Below are 16,461 nucleotides of genomic sequence, written 5' to 3'. Positions count from 1 at the left end.
CAGACCCTATGGTGAGTTTGCCTACTCGGAACCGATCGTTCCCTTGGCGGTCGTCTTTACGCGGCAGAGGTACATATCTGCAGTCATGTACAACGTACCATCAGGACCAAATGCACAGTTCGCGGTTCGCTCGCCAGTGCTGATTCGTCCCAATTGCTTCCCTTCGGCAGTGACAACAACCACGCCGCCTGGGGCCGTGATCCACAGCGTGCCGTCGGTGTCGACCTTCAAACCATCGCAGCTTCCAGGTCGCTTACCCTTCCACTCGGCGGCATCATAAACCTTCTTGGATTCACCCAGCTTGCCGTCCTCTTGGATCGGAAATGCTTTGACGAAACATTCCTGCGAGTCGGCCACGTACAGCGTGCTGCCATCTGGCGACAATGCAATGCCGTTGGGGCGTGGGCACTCTTTGGTAAGTAGCGTCAACTTGCCATCCTTCGCCAGGCGGTAAACGCCGCAGTAGTCGAGCTCGGCTTCCTTGCCGTTCAACCCGCCGGGCAATCCGTAAGGAGGATCGGTGAAGTAGAGATCGCCATTAGCGTGAAAGACCAGATCGTTCGGGCTATTGAGTCGCTTTCCTTCGTAGTGCGAAATCAGCACCTTGCGTTCGCCATCGACAATCTGCGTGATGTTGCGATCGCCGTGGCAGCACATCGTCAGGTTACCTTCCGGCGAGAATGCAAGACCGTTGGTGCCTGGTTCCTGACCTTCAAACTTCGGCATGCCGGTGTAGCCAGCAGGTTGCATGAAGACGTCGGTTCCCTTGCCCGGCTTGTACTTCACGATCCGATTGTTCGGAATGTCGCTGAACAGCAGAAACCCTTCCGGAGCCCAGACGGGTCCTTCTGACCACTCGAAACCATCGGCCAGAACTTCGATCTTGGCCTCAGGGGCAACCAACTTGTCAAATGCTGGATCGAGACGTTCGATCTCGCCAATCGTCTTTTTCACATCGTCGGCAACGACTGGGGCGGCAATCGCGGCGCATAGAGCGAGTGCGAGGCTGAGGGGGGAAAAACGCATGGGCGGGATCTCCAAGGGGGCAGAGAAATTGAGTTGGTGAATGAAGAATAGGGAAATTAATCCTAACTCGCTAAGGCGGGCATGGCAATTAACCCGGTATCGGGGCGAAAAATTGATAGAAACGGAACGATCCTGCCAGTAAACACTCGCCATGGATCTGCCCCATGAAGAACAGCTGACCTCCCCTAATGAAGTCGAGAACCGGCCAAGGCCAGCCCGATTGGCCTATTCGATCCCGGGTAGATTCTCATCAACCTTGCCATCGCTACCGAAGGCCCTCCGGTAAACCAGTTCCGCGAGGTCGATCCGGAGTGGCCGATCGTGATTCGGCGACTATGCGTCTATCGAATTAAAAATCAGCAAGACACCGCGTCGTCGAAGTTGAGTGACGGGTTCTTTCTATGGGTTGAGCGTATTTCAAAGCCGATCACAAACCTGCGATCTAGGCCGCCTCTTCCTGCAGGTACACTTCTTCAGTGCCGGGGAAGGTGAGGAACGCGATCGAGATCGCTGCCAGGCTACTCAGTCCGATCACCATGACCATGGGCATCGCGGTGCCGTTCGCCGTCAAGCCAATCACCAAGGCCGCGACCGTGCCGAAGCCGAACTGACACGCCCCAAGCATCGCCGCGGCTGTGCCTGCGATCTTGCCTTGCGATTCCAGTGCTAACACCGCAGCAATCGGCATCACGAACGCCAGCGAAACGATGATCGTGAAGAGCAAGACCGACAGCAGAACGACATTCAGCGCACCGGTCAGTTGTAAGGTGACCAGCAACATGGCGGCCATCGTGTACGCGACCAGTCCGGAACGGACGATGTTCTCTGCCTGAAAACGCCCGATCAACCGCGGAGCAATCTGAGCCCCGATGAGCAGCCCCACCGCATTGGTTGCGAAGAGCACGCTATACATCGTGGGCGACAGTCCATACAGGTTGATAAAGATGAACGACGATCCGGTAAGGTATGCGTAGAAGCCTGCCTGGGCCAGAGAAAGAGCAGCCACGTACGGCATGTATTGTCGGCTGAGCAGCAGCCCGCCGTAGTTGCGAATCGCCACCACGGGATGACTCGACGTACGCTGGGCTTCCAATCGCGTTTCTGGCAAGGCAACCGCCACCATCACAATGCATGCCAGGCCGAAGAAGGTAAGAAAAACGAATAGCCATTGCCAAGGTGCCACCAGCAAAATAGCCGAGCCGATTAGAGGTGCGACGATCGGAGCCAGCCCGAGCACCAGCATCATCATGGCCACCAGCATCGCCGCCGTTTTGCCACGGTACAAATCACGAACGACTGCCATTCCCACGACTCGTCCAATCGCCCCGCCCAAGCCTTGGATGAATCGCAGCAAGAGCAGTTGCTCTCCGGTTTGCACGAACGCACAACCCAATGAAGCGATCGAGAACAGAACCAGACCGACAAAGATCATCGGCTTCCGTCCCAATCGATCGGACGTCGGCCCATAGAACAATTGCCCCAGCATCAGCCCGCCGAGGAAGGTCATCAGGCTGAGCTGGCCGGTTCCTTCATCGATCCCTAAAGACTCGACAATCTGCGGCATCCCGGGCAGATAAAGATCGATCGACATCGGCCCCAACGCCCCGAGCACGCCCAGCACAGGCGCGAGTAACCAAGGCGAAAGCTGCGGAGGAGTTTCGGTCGGGCTCGAGGATTGCATGGCGACTTCAGGGGCAAGAACTTGTCTTTGTCATTTGGAAACGCTATCGTTTCTTAAATAGAACAATATTGCTTAGCTACCTAAAAGTCAACGCCAATGGCCCCGCGATCTTCCACATCGACGTCTCGCTCTAAACCAGGTCGCCCGCCGGTTTACTCGGAAGAAGAGCGATCCCAGCTCTTGTTGCGGGCAGCCGAAGAGGTATTCACCACCATCGGCTACGGAGCGGCCACCATGGAAGAGATCGCTCGCCTGGCTGGCATGTCGAAGAAGACCCTGTACACCCTCTTCCCTGATAAAGAGAGACTATTCGAAGGTGTTGTCGGTTCGCTTGGTGATTGCCCCTGGGAAAATCCTGAAGCTGCCCCTCCTCTTCCACCGGCTGAAGAACTCCGGCGACGCTTGCTGGCGATGGTCACGTTTATCCTCTCGCCCCGCCAGGTCCGTCTCACGCGACTGTTGATCGCCGAAGCGGAACGGACACCGAAGCTGGCCCAAGACTTTCATCATCGGGTGATCGCGAAGGGGCGACAGTTTTTGAAACAAGCGATTCGTCAGGCAGCCGACGCAGGCATCGGCCCAGCGGTGGAAGACTACGAACAGTGGAGCTCGACCGTGCTAAGCGCGGCGTTGGCTCGCCATCATTTAAGTGCCCTATTCGGCAAAGCCCATCGCGCCCCCAAGGCCCAGGTTGAAGCACAAGTCGACACTGCTCTGCGAGCTTTTGGCTACCTCTAGCATGTCGATTCAAGCGGCATACATGTCACCTGAGTTGACACGCCAAACTCCCCATTCAGGGCATTTTCTTGTCGCAATTGCGGGTCCTATCGGCCACAATGGGTAATGGAATGCATTTTGCTTGAAGCTTTTTGCAATTTCTTGGCTCGACGAACCTCTTCCCATTTGGCCGACCCATGCAACCACTCCCCTCGCAGCAATTGCCTGCTTCGGAAAGCCAATCCATTCCCCAAATCGAAACCTACGACGAAGCTCCGCGCGGGCTACTGAAGCGTTTGGCTCACTCGGCCTACCATTCGGCCGCGTTCCTGACGTCATTCATCTTTCACTTTGCGTTGATCATGGTGTTGGCGATGTTCACGCTGACCAGCCAAAAACGCACCCAACCGCTGGTAACGGTCATCGAGCCGGACATGGTCCAAGACCTCGAAACGTTCGAGATTGAACTCGACCAGCTCGACGTCGTCTCGACCGAGATGGCGACCGCCAGCATGCCGGTATCGGAAATGGGCATGGCCGGAGAAGCGATCGCTTCGATGTCGGCCCCGGTACTGCAGCAAGAGGCCCTCGATCCGACCGAGACCGTTCGCGTCGAGCTTTCCGACATTGCCATGATCTCGACCGACAGCGATTCACTCATTCGCGAGATCCCCTCAGGCACCATCGGCTCGGCTCAGGAAGTGGTATCGAACTATCAGGAAGCGATGGACCAGATCACCCAGGAGCTGATCTGGATGATGTCGAAGAATAAGGTCCTGGTGATCTGGCTCTTCGATCAGTCGGAAAGCATGAAGGATGACCAGCAGCGAATCCGCGAACGCATTGGTCGCGTTTACACCGAGATCGGCCTGACAGAAGAAGGTCAGGGCGATGTGTTGACCACCGCGGTAACCAGCTACGGCCAAGGCTTCCAGCAACTCACTCAGGCCCCCACTTCCAACCTTTCTGAAATTCAGGCGGCGATCGATGCCATTCAGATTGATCAATCTGGCGAAGAGATGGCCTGTTCCGCTGTGATGGAAGCCTTGTCGCGGCATCGCAAGTATGCCCAGATCGCCGATCGCAAGGTGGCGTTGATCATGGTCACCGACGAAAGCGGCAACATGAACGACAATGGTGCCCAGCTCGAAAACGCCATCAAGATGGCACAGCAGATGGACTGCCGCTTGTTCGTGATGGGGCGCGAAGCGATGTTTGGCTATCCCTATGCCCACTACGAATGGCGCCACCCGTTCAGTGGCGAAATGCATCTGTTGCGGATCGATCGTGGGCCCGAAACGGCCTACGTCGAACAGCTTCAAACCGATGGCTATGGCAAACGTTGGGATGCGATGACCAGCGGATTTGGTCCGTACGAGCAAGTCCGCCTAGCCAAAGAAACAGGTGGAAGGTTCTTTATGCTGCCAGGGCAAGAGGACGACATCCACTACGTGACCGATCGGAAGTACGACGCCAAGACGATGGATTTCTATCGCCCTGACCTGCGACCTCGCGCCGCCCAGGTTTCCGAGATTAAAGGAGACGCCCTGAAGAGCCTGGTAACGAATGTCGTCTACGACCTGAATCCATTCCAGGAAGACCGTAAGGAAGTGCTGACCATTCGCCATTGGTACAGCAAAGATCCCAACGAAATGGCCAAGCAGGTTCGCAAAGAACAAGCCGACGTGATCCCATACGGGCAATATCTCGACAAGGCGATCAAGGTTCTGGAAAAGAACCGCGACCTGCGTGATGCGTCGACCTCGCTGCGTTGGCAAGCAAACTACGACCTGATGCTCGGGCAACTGTATGCCTACCGCTGTCGAGCCTACGAGTATGGTGTCAGTAGCGAACTGTTCCTGAAGAACCCAACTCCGCCAGATCCGAAGCGTGAACCTTACATGGAGTTCCGCGGCTGGGAACTACGAACGAACTCGAATCTGGTCGCCCCCGACAAGACTCAGGACGACGCTGATCGGGCAAAGGAACTTCTCACCTTCGTGACCAAAGAATACGCCGGAACCCCCTGGGCAACGCGTGCTGCCTGGGAAGTCAAACGCGGCTTCGGCTCTGGCCTGCGTCCGTACTACTTCGATACCCGTCGCCGCAAGAGCGACAAAAAGGTGCCGATTCCGAAGCTGTAGTGGACGCGAATAAGATGCGGCAACCGGCTATCCACTTCAGGTGGCCGCGCAGCAAAACGGGGAACGATTGCTCGTTCCCCGTTGGCTTTTCTTGATGGATGATCTGTTCGTGCTTACGACTTGATCATCTCTTTGACGGTCATGCCGCTTGGGATCATCGGCAGCACGTGTTCCTGGTAAGGAACAGCCACGTCCAGAACGTAAGGACCATCGTAGTTGATCATCTCTTCCAGAGCTGGGATCAACTCGCTCTTCTTGCTGATCGTTGCCGCACCGCAGCCGTAGCCCTTGGCGATCTGAACGAAGTCTGGGTAACGTTCGACTGGGTAAATGTCGTTACCCTTGCCTTCCCATTCATCGTGATCGATTGGGCCGAGGTAGGTGTGAGCACGGTTACCAGCCATGAAGCGGTCTTCCCACTGCACTACCATGCCCAAGTGCTGGTTGTTCACCAACAGAACCTTAACCGGCAGCTTTTCGCAGAAGCAGGTCGCCAGTTCCTGGATGTTCATCTGGAAACTGCCGTCCCCTTCGATGTCGATACAAAGGGCGTTGGGGTTGGCTGCCTGGGCACCCATGGCCGCCGGAAGACCGAAGCCCATCGTTCCCAGACCGCTACTCGACAGCCACGTGCGAGGCTTCTTGAACTGATAGAACTGGGCAGCCCACATCTGGTGCTGACCGACGCCGACCGAAATGATCGTTTCGCGATCCTGGGTCAAACGCGACAGTTCGGCAATGGCGTGCTGCTGCAGAATGCCGTCGAACTCTTTGTTGTAGGTCAACGGATCGTCCTTCTTCATCTTCTGGCAATGGGCAACCCAGTCCGAGATGTCTTCAGGAGCTTCGACCACTTCGTTCAGCATCTGCAAGGCAGGCTTCAGATCGCTGACGATCGGAATGTGAGCCTGCTTGTTCTTGTTCAGTTCGCTCGGATCGATATCGATATGAACGATCTTGGCGTCCTTGGCGAATTCAGTCAGCTTGCCGGTGACGCGGTCGTCGAATCGAACGCCCAAACCGATCAGCAAGTCACACTCGCTCACCGCCAGGTTGGCGTATACGGTACCGTGCATCCCCAGCATGTCGAGCGAAAGCGGATCGGCGTTCGGGTAAGCACCCAGGCCCATCACGGTCATCGTGATCGGAATACCTGTCTTCTTGACCAACTCACGCAGCTCTTCCGAAGCACCGGAAGTGATCACACCACCACCGGCGTAGATCACCGGGCGTTTGGCTCGTTTGATCGCGGCAGCGACCTGACGAATCTGTTCTGGCTTGGCCAGACGAGGCTGAATGTTGTAGCCCGGCAGGTTCATCTTGCAGTCCCAGTCAGGCACGCACTGTTCCAGCTGAACGTCCTTCGGAATGTCGATCAGCACTGGGCCTGGACGGCCGGTCGTGGCGATGTGGAAAGCTTCCTTCATGATCCGACACAGGTCTTTGATGTCGGTCACCAGGTAGTGATGCTTGGTGATACCACGACAAACTTCGACAATCGGCGTTTCCTGGAAGGCATCGCTACCGATGACGGCGCGAGGCACCTGAGCGCTGATCGCGACCAGCGGAATGCTGTCGAGCTTGGCGTCGGCGATCGCGGTCACCAGATTGGTGGCACCTGGACCGCTGGTGGCCATGGCCACCCCGACCTTACCGGTCGTACGAGCGATGCCCTGGGCCGCGAAGCAACCACCTTGTTCGTGACGTGGCAAGATCGTGCGGATCTTGTCCTTGTAGCGGGTCAACGCCTGGTGCAGAGGCATGCTACAACCGCCCGGGTAAGCAAAGAGTACTTCTACGCCATGTCGTACCAGCGATTCGATCATAATGTCGGCGCCCAGCATGACTTGGTTGTTCGTAGCTTTTTCAGTCGAAGTACTCACAGATTCTCTCCGGTGATTGAAACAGATTCCTCGGAATCCAATCGCAAGGCAAACCGATGCCCGATCGCGATTGCCCACCTCCTTCGCAGAAGGCCCTATTGCCATAGAGAGGGAGAAGGGACATTGATCCAAACTATAAGGATAGGCTTTGCGGGCCTAGGGTTCAACCGAATTGAGCTGTTTTCGGCACCAAAAAGACACCCTCTTGGGGTGTATGCTGTGACTTCTGGGGGATATTTGACGGATGACCGCAATGAAATCGCCTGCCAGCATGGCGACCGCGGGTTCAACCATTGAAGCCTAAGAATTAAACGCCACAAGAGATGGCTACCTGCGGAGGAGGCAGATAGCCATCCCGTGACGATGTTTTGAGCTAGTCCGAGAATCGGTACCTGAAAATACACCACAAGGCCGATAGCCCTTCTTGCCAGCCAACCTTGTTGCTGGCGGCCCAGTTCGGGGTACGGAACTGGATTGGGCATTCGACGAAGCGATACTTCCGCTTGGCCAGCTTGGCGGTGATTTCAGGCTCGAAGCCGAATCGGTTCTGCTGAACTTCGATCCGCTGGATAATGTTGCGGCTGAATGCCTTGCAGCCGGTTTCCATATCGGTCAGGCGAAGGCCTGTCAGCAGGTTCGAGGCGCAGGTCAACGCCTGGTTCCCGAGGCGATGCAGCCACGAATCCCTGTCGTACTTGGCTTCGCTCATAAAACGAGAGCCGTAAGCAACATCGGCCTCGCCGGTCACGATCGGACGAATGACCTGGGCGATGTCTTGCGGTTCGTACTCGAGATCGGCATCTTGGATCACCACCACGTCGCCGGTCACATATCGGAGTGCCGTGCGAATCGCCGCTCCTTTGCCCTGATTACGAGCGTGATAGATGATCTTCAAATCGCAGAAGTGGGCCAGCCGGGTCAGCACGTCGCGGGTTCGATCGGTGCTGCCATCTTCAACGATGACGATTTCCGTACGAAACGGAAGCTGAAGCAATCGTTGGACAACCGTGGCGGTGGTTGCTTCTTCGTTAAAAACCGGCACGATCACCGAAAGCTTGAAGTCGACTGGCAGTGGATAGTCGAGTGTGTCGGTTGGCTGCTGGTTGTCGGTTTCCAGCTCGTCGAGCAAATGCTCGGTTTCCGCCAGACGAAATTCCCATGGTGCGAGGTCCCAAGGGTGGTCGTCGAGATGCTCCCAGGTAGATGCGGGAGAAGTCGAAGGGAAAAGCGTGGTGGTCATGGTTGCCCTCTTTGAGTTGCCGTGCTGACGGCACGTGCCAGTTGCGATGATGGGTTGGCTCCGGCTGGTTGCGATGGAATCGCAGGCCAGGCTACAAAGCCGTGCTGGTTTGCGTCCGAAATCGAACGCTGGTTGGGGGCGACAAATTCAGGTGATTGGGGATTGTTGAACAAGTCGCTTCGTCCCCATACCTGAGCAAGTGAGTCTTGGTACAAAAGGGTCCATCCTGGTACCGACTCCATCGTTTGCTCCGAGTGGGGCTGACCTCGGTCAAGCAATACGAGTGCCGGATTGCCTTCGACCAACGCGGCCGTCGGATTTACCGGAGAGGGCAATTTGCGGAAACGCATTCCTGGCGCGTCACCAAGAATAAAGTCGAAGTGCCGGTCGACGACCGACTGCGGATAGCAAGTCCGAAAACGGCCATCGAACTGCACGCTCGAAGCACCATCGACACATCGGGCCGCGATGTAGTACTGGGCCCAGTTGTAAGAAACGATCGTCTTGCCATGCAGGTGATGCTGGTCCATGTATTCGATCGCCGAGACCGGATAGACATCGCGGTCAACACGCATCACGCTCAGCCTTCCGTACAACGGCCAGGCAAACATGCCTGCAGCCAGAATCACCACACCCCAGGCAATTGCGGGGTTCAGATTACGTTGATTTGCGTTGTTCACCGCCGTCAGTCGATTCCAGGCGGAAACCACATGCGGAGTCACCCAGAAACCACATTGCATCGCTAGAAACGGAGCGTGTCGCTGATGCATGGTGGCCTGCGCGGCAACCAGCAACATCACGACCAAGTGCGTGAAGTCGAGCGGTTTCCTCGAATAAGCCAGCGAGAAGCCCATCAGCCCTAACAAGGCGATGAAAGCCACGCTGAACATGTCAAGCGAGTACAGCGGATGCCACTCGGTGATCTCAGGCCGAGGCACACGCAGAGCTTCCAGCATCCACTGATGAAGTTCATAACTGTAAGGATTCACCAGCGTGGCGATCACCGCACCGAATAGCATCAAGCTAAGACGACGCAGCATGCCAGAGGCTTCCCAGCCACGCATCGCGACTGCTTCGAACATGCGGCAGACGAGGTAAACGCCCAACACCCCAACGCCAGCCATAAAGCCGCCATGGGTATTGGTCCACAAAAAGCAAAGCGGAATCGCCAGCCACAGAAGCCGCATCGACTTGTGGCTCCAGCTACCAGCGTCGGCCGTTTCACCACGGCGTAGCGACGTCAGCCAAGGCAGATTCCAATGTCCCTGCCAACCGACGAAAGCGCGATCGAGCAGAACGAGCAGCAAGGCAAAGAAGCCAAAGCTGAACAATTGCGGTCGCACGTTCCAATGATTGGTGAAGTTGGTCGCCATCAACAGCGAGACCACCATCACCGGCAGAGGATACCTGGCAAAGTCTTTCGTCTTCCAAAACGGCACGCTGCAGATCAGAAGTCCCAACAGCAGTTTCACCAGCAGCAGTCCGTTCGGGCCGATCGCGTCGATACCGATCGCCAACGCCAGTTCGCTGAGGTTCTCGTGATTGATCCAGCGATAACCGTTGGCGGTGTAGCTGTACGTTGTCGTTCGCGCGAGACCTTCCTGCAGAGCATCACGTCCATATTGCACATGACCCCACAGATCGGGATCGGCACCATTCGGACTGACGGCGATGGCAACGGCCAATAGCGTGCCTGCGACAATGGCCCAAGCAGACCATGACCGTAGCGGATGGGAATCGTTTTGAGGCGGAGAATCGTGCACAGCGAATACGATTGCGGATAAGGAATAGACAGCCCCGTTTGGTCAACCATAGGACGCTATTCGGGTTGGGATTCCCCGAACCTTGGTGGGAAACAATAGTCGGGTTCCCGAAACCGAGCCCACTTCCATCCGACAATCGCTACGAACGTTACAGCCCTACCCGCTACGGCGATCAACGCACCGTTCATGCCGGAGCAAGTGCGTACCTTGGCCTTCGAGGCGAGAACCTGCTACGCTGTCGGCTGCTTGTTTCCGCAACCTGTTTTCGAGATACCGCCACGACTTTTGAACGCCTCGACTGACCCATCTTCGATCGACACCGATGCAGGCCATCGGATTTACACATCGTGGTCATTGCCGCTGTACGATCTGGCGGTGCATGGTTTCTCGAATCGCTTTCTGTGGCACTGCCGTACGGCGACACTTCAGGCCTGGTTCGATCGGCATGTGACTGATTGCCATCTCGACGTGGGTGTCGGAACGGGCTTATTTCTCGATCGATCTCAGCGGCTGAACTCTGCCAGCCAGGTCACGCTGCTCGATGCCAACCAGAACTGCTTGAACACCGCGTCGAAACGAATCGCGAGACTTCAACCAACAACTGTGCTGGCCAATCTTGCTCAGCCACTTCCCTCCACGCTGCCACGCTTCCGCTCAGCGTCGCTGATGTATGTGCTGCACTGCTTACCGGGCGATACGTCATTCCGTAGCGAAGTGATCCGCCGCGTGGCCACCACGCTGGAACCAGGCGGAATCTTGTTCGGAGCTACGATCCTCGGTGAGCCTCGCCCGAAAGGTCGATTAGGACGTCGCGTGATGGCATCGTACAATCGCCGCGGGATTTTTGGGAATCAGAACGATTCGGTGGACTTGCTCCAGAAGGTTCTTTCTGGCGAACTGCGAGCGGTTGAAATCGCCATCGAAGGATCGGTCGCGATGTTCGCAGGCAGTGCAGGCTAGTTGCCTCGTAGGTACGCGCGACGCGGCTCGGTGTTGAGCCAGAAGCGTTGGGCTTCTTTACTAATTTGATCACCGGCGAACGCCTCGGCCCGGCGTTCGTCTGAGAAACGATCGGCGGGCGATTCGATCACGAGTCGAGCGAAGTTGACCGTCTTGGTCTTCACGGCAAACGAACGCGCGGCGGCGAATGCGAACCGTTCGCCTGGGTAGATCGGTGCTCCGGTCGTTTCAAGCGACCAACGATCTAACAGAATCGGCACGAACCAGTCTTCACTCGATTGCTCGTCGACGTAGGGCTGCATCTCTTCCGGCAGAGAACCCAACACGTGTCGTGGCACAAACAGATAAGTCCGACCGACGTGCGAGGCATACAAACCCCATGCAGGCCAAGGATCGCCGATCCCTGCCAGTTCCAATAGTGGAAACAAAACCACAGCACCACAAATCGCGATTGCGGAACGAACGCGCCAAGGGGAAGTTGCTTCGACAGGCTGTTCCTCACTGTTCGCTGGAAACCAGAACAACAGAATGGCTTGGGCGAAGAAGAAAACATTCCAGAGAAGCACGCCCCAGCTATGGGATAGCCCAAGCGGCCCCAGCACAACAATCAAACCGATGTGCATGGCACACGCGGCAACAACGCCAAGCTTTCTGGTTCTCGGGATGCAGAGCAGAACGAATGTGATCAACTCGAACGCTGGAAAGGCGAGAGCAAACCACTTGTCGCTGCTCCAAAGATCCGGTCGCCAGGCCATTCCTACCTGGCTGGACAACGTCGCCAGAAAGTCGTTTCCCAGTTCATTGACGAACGAGGTATTCAGCTTCGAGACAGCCGAAAAGAAGTAGACGCTCAAAGCGACCGCCATCGTCAGTCGTCGAGCCAGACTTCCCGGCACGAGGCCGAAAAAGCAGCTCAGTACCGCGACCTGATAGGCCCAAGGCTGAAAGCGATGCTGGTTCAACAGAAACGTCAGCAGCAGTACTCCGGCCAGCGTCAGCCACAATCGCGAAGCGAGCGTTCCTTGCGGTCCGGCGATCAGTAGCGTTGCAGCTACCAGGACCAATCCGCCAGCCAAGATCTGATCGGCGATCGGCGGAACATCACACAGAAAGGACCAAACCGGCACGGCGGGGAAGCTGGTGAGATCGATCCATAGCGGATAGGTCGCCGCCATCAACAGCAGCAGGAACAAGGCGACCAACCGCTGGTAAATGAAAAAGGCTCGATCCGCACCGGATCGAGCCTCGGTCTTTTCGTTCAAAGCGTTGTCCACGAAGCAGAGTCCTACTCTGGGTCAGCACTCTTTTCGTCGCCCGACTCCGCCGATTCTTTAGCGGCCTCGGCTGGCTTCGACTCGTTCGATTCTTCCGCCTCGGCTTCGTCAGCAGGTTTTTCTTCAGCTGGTTTCTCGGCGGAAGCTTCTTCCTTCTTCGGTTCGGCGACAGGCTTCTCCGATACTTCAGCAGGCTTGCTTTCCATCGGATCATCGGCAGGCTCTTCCTTCGGAGCTTCTTCCGACTTCATCTCACCCGCTTCGGCTTCGGCCTTTTCATCCGACTTTGGAGCATCTTCCGGAACCCATTCTGGTTCCTGGAAATCGCCGCCCGCTTCGGCCCGCAAGATGTCGATCAGCGGGAAGTTTGGCGAGATGTCCTGATCGAAGTGATTCAGCAGTTCGCGGTACTCTTTGATCGAGTCGGCCAGCACATCGGACGAAGCATCTTCTCGCAGTTCTGGGAACTCTTCGTAGATACCGGTCCACAGTTCCCAGGCTTGTTCGTACAGTTCGCGAGCCTTCACAAGGTCGGCCGCTTTGTAGGCTTCGTGAGCATCGTAAACCAACTTCCGGGCTTCGACGGTACGGTCGGTTCGTTCCGACTTGGCTCGCGTCAGCCAGTAGTTGAAAGCGACGATGTCTTTCTGACGGTTGATCACGCCTCGCATGAACTCCGTTTCATCCAGCACGTTGGCCAGCTTGGAAGCTTCCAGCACGCCGTCGATGTTGTTGTCACGCATGTACGCGACGACTTCAAATCGCGAAACGTTCACCGATGGCTCGGCCATGCGGGCGAGGCTCATCTGCTCTTCCGTGCGTTCGGCCTTCGGCGTTTCGATTGCCTTACGCGTCTCTTCAGGAAGCTTGGCGAACTTCTCGGCATAGACCTTTTCTTTGTACTGTCCGTAGGCGTCGTCGAACTTCTTACCGACTTCTTCGATTTCAACTTTCAGACGATCTGCGTCGTTCAGCTTGATCGGAATACCGTACGTCGATGGTAACTCGTGGTCGCCATATTCACGCCATTCGTCATAGGCTTGAGCCCAAGCGGCCTGAGCCTTTTCCGAGATGTTGCCATCTTTCTCGGCCGCTTCGCCGAAGTTCATCAGGCGTTTTGCAGGGTACTGATAGAAGATCGTTGGCGACATGGCACCGATGCTACCCAGGCCGTTGTCGACCACTTCCGTGGCCCATTGGTCCCACAGACGAGCAACCAGCCAGTTGTCTGGCTTGCCCTCTTGAACCCCTTCGGCACCTTCAACGACCGAGTACTTCGTACCTTCCAGATGCTTCTGAATTTCTTCGTGGAAGATGTCGTCGTCCGGGAAGATCTCGCGGTATTCCTTCTTCTCGTCGGCGTTGCCGAATTTGTTGCCGAAGAAGTGACCGATCGAATTCATCATGCGGGGTTCGTTGTAGTTGTACTCGGTACCATCCATGTGATAGTTGATACCCCGTTTGACCCACAGATAACGGTGCTTGTAGTTATCGAACTCGCGGGAAACGTTGTACGACAGGTTCCAGGCCTGAAATTCCCAAACCTTCAACAAGTGCGGATTCAAGTACGAGATGGTTTTGGCCGTGGCCTCCATCAGGGTGTACTGTTCCGTCTTCTGATATTCGTTCAGGTTGCTCCACAGGAACGTGATCGCCACGCCGTCCAAACCGAGCAACGACAAACGCATCGCTTCACTCGCTGGGTCGACCTTGCCCAGCTGAGCGTCAGAGATGCGATACTCGCGCCGCATTTGAGCGAGCATACCGCCAGGCTGATTCGAGGTTGCTGGTCGGCTGATCAACGACACCGCGATCAAGATCACGATGATGCAAACGCCGTAAACAACCTTGTGCTGAAAAGATTTATTCTTGCTCATGCTGCGATTTCTTTCGATTTCAGAAAGAAGTACCCAACCGCGACTAGCGCGACGAGGAAGCCGAGGACGGTGATGAATTGTTCTGCCACAACGGCTCCTGGGATGTTGTAACCATCCACCACGAAGCCTTGGGTATCGAACATGCTGTAGTCAGGCAGCATGTTGACGAAGGCGTAAATCATGAAGGCAAAGACCGTGTCGATCGCTTTCACGACGTCGACCCAGATGGCACCTTCCAATTCGGTCATGATGTTCTTCTGAGTGTATAGTCGCACCATGGCCTCGGCCGGACCACCCCCGTACCAACCGGTCTTCTCGTTGAAGATCACGTTGCGGGCCAGGCCTTTCACATCGTCGGCGATGCTACCGTAGCCCAGCGAGAGGAACGAGGCGAGCAAGGCGACCGGACCATTCAGGAAGGTGCTGAACACCAAACCGAACGTGATCACCAGGACGACTTGCAACCAGATGCCGACGTAGCACTTAACGTAGTTCAGCAGGAAGCTGCGATTGTCTTCCAGAACGTAAACCGTGTTCTGGGCGACACCAAAGTACTGGCCCGGCTCGGCGCACTGGATCCAAAGCTCCAAACGGCCGCCATCCTGCGTGGCGAGATCTTCCAACAAGTCGAGTTCCGGCTTGTCGCTATTGGCTTTGAAGTTGGACAAGGTTCGCGGGATGTAATGCAGGTCCGATTCTTCCGACGCGGTGAACGGAATCGCAATGCTTCGTTCGCCCGTTTCAGGGTTCTTGAAGTAGAAGTTACCGCGAATACCTTCGGTGATGGTACCTTTGTAGGTACGGAAGACACTCAGGTTGAATTCGAGCGGCAACATTTCTTTGGTTTCGTCGCCGTCGACTACTTCGGCGAACATGCCGTCGTTCAAGTCTTCAAAGGTGAAAACTGCGGCACTGAACGTACCACCTTCGATATAGCTGAAGTATTCCCATTCCTTACCGACGTTGATACCACGCGGGGCGGCGTTCTTGCCGGAACGATCGAGGAAGCGAACCGACCCGATGTGACGCACACGGGCCTGGAACATGTCGTTCGGCCCGCTCAGGACGTACTTGTCTTCCGGGCCGCCGTTCTCGTTGATGGTCACATCGTGACGATGTTCGTGGACGCGATCGATTTCAGCGGTGTCGTTCGGATAGATCGTCACCGCGTGCTTGTGACCGGCGGTCTCGGTCGTTTCGCCGATAAGAGTTTCGTTCTCGCCCTGGACCAGCTGGTCAGCGTTGACGTAATGCTTGTGGCTGAAGCCCTGCATCAGGAACAAGTACGAAACGAAGGCCATCGCGAAGAGGACAATCGTACCAACGCCCACAAAACCGAACAAACGACCGAGGAACAATTCACTCGGCAGAACGGGCTTGGTGTAAATGGTGTAGATCGTGCGGCGTTTGATATCGTCTGGCAGGCTGAACACGCTGAGCGCGATCACGAGCAGCAGCACCAACCACTTCGGAAAGGTAAGCACAAACGTCAGGTACAAACGGACCGGCTGTTCGGCACTTGGGTTGATGTACCACCCGGCGAACAACAGGACGACCATAAACAAAGCGAAGACGAGCAACGCCTTCTTGCGAATCGCTTCCTGAAACGCGAGCCAGGTCATCGCCCAGACACGGCGTGGCGAGATCGAAAGCAGTTCCGGCACCGATTTCACAGCGGTTCCGAAGACGGCATAGAAAGCCTCGAACGGACCGTTGCGGAAAACGGAGACGATAAACCCGAATACCAGCCCGGCCAAAATCAGGATGACCAAGGCAATCAGGTAGGTAAGCAAGCCGCCGAACTGCTCGCCCGGGATAGGAAGGAGCCACTCGCTTAGCGGCTGAATATTATCTTCGATCCCCATGGTGATTGTTTCTTACTCGAAGGTTCGCGTG

General features: G+C 56.2%; 11 protein-coding genes. 3 read left to right on the top strand and 8 right to left on the bottom strand.

All coding sequences use genetic code 11. From position 1 onward, the window contains the following. Window positions 1-21 precede the first annotated feature (21 nt). Window positions 22-1,026 carry an SMP-30/gluconolactonase/LRE family protein gene (locus tag ABD890_RS17090; RefSeq protein WP_345092354.1) on the bottom strand — a complete coding sequence of 335 codons (1,005 nt, stop codon included), beginning with the start codon at window positions 1,024-1,026 and terminating at the stop codon, window positions 22-24. Between the two features lie 442 nt (window positions 1,027-1,468). After that, complete coding sequence (locus ABD890_RS17085; RefSeq protein ID WP_345092351.1) at window positions 1,469-2,707, bottom strand: multidrug effflux MFS transporter; 1,239 nt, start codon at window positions 2,705-2,707, stop codon at window positions 1,469-1,471. A 96-nt stretch (window positions 2,708-2,803) separates the two neighbouring features. Here ABD890_RS17085 and ABD890_RS17080 point away from each other — a divergent pair, with 96 nt between their 5' ends. Beyond that, window positions 2,804-3,445, top strand: coding sequence for a TetR/AcrR family transcriptional regulator (locus ABD890_RS17080; RefSeq protein WP_345092348.1), 642 nt, complete (start codon window positions 2,804-2,806; stop codon window positions 3,443-3,445). Window positions 3,446-3,621: 176 nt separating this feature from the next. After that, a complete protein-coding gene (locus ABD890_RS17075) occupies window positions 3,622-5,568 on the top strand; it encodes a vWA domain-containing protein (RefSeq protein ID WP_345092346.1) in 1,947 nt (648 codons plus the stop codon). Window positions 5,569-5,681: 113 nt separating this feature from the next. Here the strand turns inward: ABD890_RS17075 and ilvB are convergent, their stop codons facing one another. The 3 genes from ilvB to ABD890_RS17060 all read right to left on the bottom strand — a co-directional run bounded on the left by ilvB (window position 5,682) and on the right by ABD890_RS17060 (window position 10,376). Further along, window positions 5,682-7,412 carry a biosynthetic-type acetolactate synthase large subunit gene (ilvB, locus tag ABD890_RS17070; protein ID WP_345092433.1) on the bottom strand — a complete coding sequence of 577 codons (1,731 nt, stop codon included), beginning with the start codon at window positions 7,410-7,412 and terminating at the stop codon, window positions 5,682-5,684. Window positions 7,413-7,824: 412 nt separating this feature from the next. Continuing rightward, entirely contained in the window at window positions 7,825-8,691 is an 867-nt protein-coding gene (locus tag ABD890_RS17065) for a glycosyltransferase family 2 protein (RefSeq protein WP_345092343.1), read from the bottom strand. Continuing rightward, on the bottom strand, window positions 8,688-10,376 hold the full coding sequence (locus ABD890_RS17060) for a hypothetical protein (protein ID WP_345092340.1): 1,689 nt from the start codon (window positions 10,374-10,376) through the stop codon (window positions 8,688-8,690). Before ABD890_RS17060 ends, ABD890_RS17065 begins: the two co-directional genes overlap by 4 nt. Before the next feature lie 264 nt (window positions 10,377-10,640). Here ABD890_RS17060 and ABD890_RS17055 point away from each other — a divergent pair, with 264 nt between their 5' ends. Continuing rightward, the gene (locus ABD890_RS17055) at window positions 10,641-11,414 is read left to right on the top strand and encodes a class I SAM-dependent methyltransferase (RefSeq protein WP_345092337.1); all 774 of its coding nucleotides are present in this window, start codon (window positions 10,641-10,643) and stop codon (window positions 11,412-11,414) included. Here the strand turns inward: ABD890_RS17055 and ABD890_RS17050 are convergent. From ABD890_RS17050 to ABD890_RS17040, 3 genes are read right to left on the bottom strand one after another with little or no spacing between them, the layout of a single operon-like run. After that, the gene (locus ABD890_RS17050; protein ID WP_345092335.1) at window positions 11,411-12,688 is read right to left on the bottom strand and encodes a MauE/DoxX family redox-associated membrane protein; all 1,278 of its coding nucleotides are present in this window, start codon (window positions 12,686-12,688) and stop codon (window positions 11,411-11,413) included. The two genes, ABD890_RS17055 and ABD890_RS17050, sit on opposite strands and share 4 nt — an antisense overlap. A gap of 11 nt (window positions 12,689-12,699) precedes the next feature. Further along, window positions 12,700-14,565, bottom strand: coding sequence for a hypothetical protein (locus ABD890_RS17045; protein WP_345092332.1), 1,866 nt, complete (start codon window positions 14,563-14,565; stop codon window positions 12,700-12,702). Next, window positions 14,562-16,430 (bottom strand): ABC transporter permease, encoded by a 1,869-nt coding sequence (locus ABD890_RS17040; RefSeq protein WP_345092329.1) that lies wholly within the window; start codon window positions 16,428-16,430, stop codon window positions 14,562-14,564. The genes ABD890_RS17045 and ABD890_RS17040 overlap by 4 nt, the downstream gene beginning before the upstream one ends. Window positions 16,431-16,461: the final 31 nt, after the last annotated feature.

The sequence above is a fragment of the Bremerella cremea genome, from assembly GCF_039541315.1.
Lineage (GTDB): Bacteria > Planctomycetota > Planctomycetia > Pirellulales > Pirellulaceae > Bremerella > Bremerella cremea.
This window is presented reverse-complemented; position numbering and strand designations above follow the sequence as displayed.

Bases quoted from the DNA above. Each gene is read 5' to 3' on its own strand.
- ABD890_RS17090 (WP_345092354.1), bottom strand. From the start codon at position 1,026: ATGCGTTTTTCCCCCCTCAGCCTCGCACTCGCTCTATGCGCCGCGATT.
- ABD890_RS17085 (WP_345092351.1), bottom strand. From the start codon at position 2,707: ATGCAATCCTCGAGCCCGACCGAAACTCCTCCGCAGCTTTCGCCTTGG.
- ABD890_RS17080 (WP_345092348.1), top strand. From the start codon at position 2,804: ATGGCCCCGCGATCTTCCACATCGACGTCTCGCTCTAAACCAGGTCGC.
- ABD890_RS17075 (WP_345092346.1), top strand. From the start codon at position 3,622: ATGCAACCACTCCCCTCGCAGCAATTGCCTGCTTCGGAAAGCCAATCC.
- ilvB (WP_345092433.1), bottom strand. From the start codon at position 7,412: ATGCTGGGCGCCGACATTATGATCGAATCGCTGGTACGACATGGCGTA.
- ABD890_RS17065 (WP_345092343.1), bottom strand. From the start codon at position 8,691: ATGACCACCACGCTTTTCCCTTCGACTTCTCCCGCATCTACCTGGGAG.
- ABD890_RS17055 (WP_345092337.1), top strand. From the start codon at position 10,641: ATGCCGGAGCAAGTGCGTACCTTGGCCTTCGAGGCGAGAACCTGCTAC.
- ABD890_RS17045 (WP_345092332.1), bottom strand. From the start codon at position 14,565: ATGAGCAAGAATAAATCTTTTCAGCACAAGGTTGTTTACGGCGTTTGC.
- ABD890_RS17040 (WP_345092329.1), bottom strand. From the start codon at position 16,430: ATGGGGATCGAAGATAATATTCAGCCGCTAAGCGAGTGGCTCCTTCCT.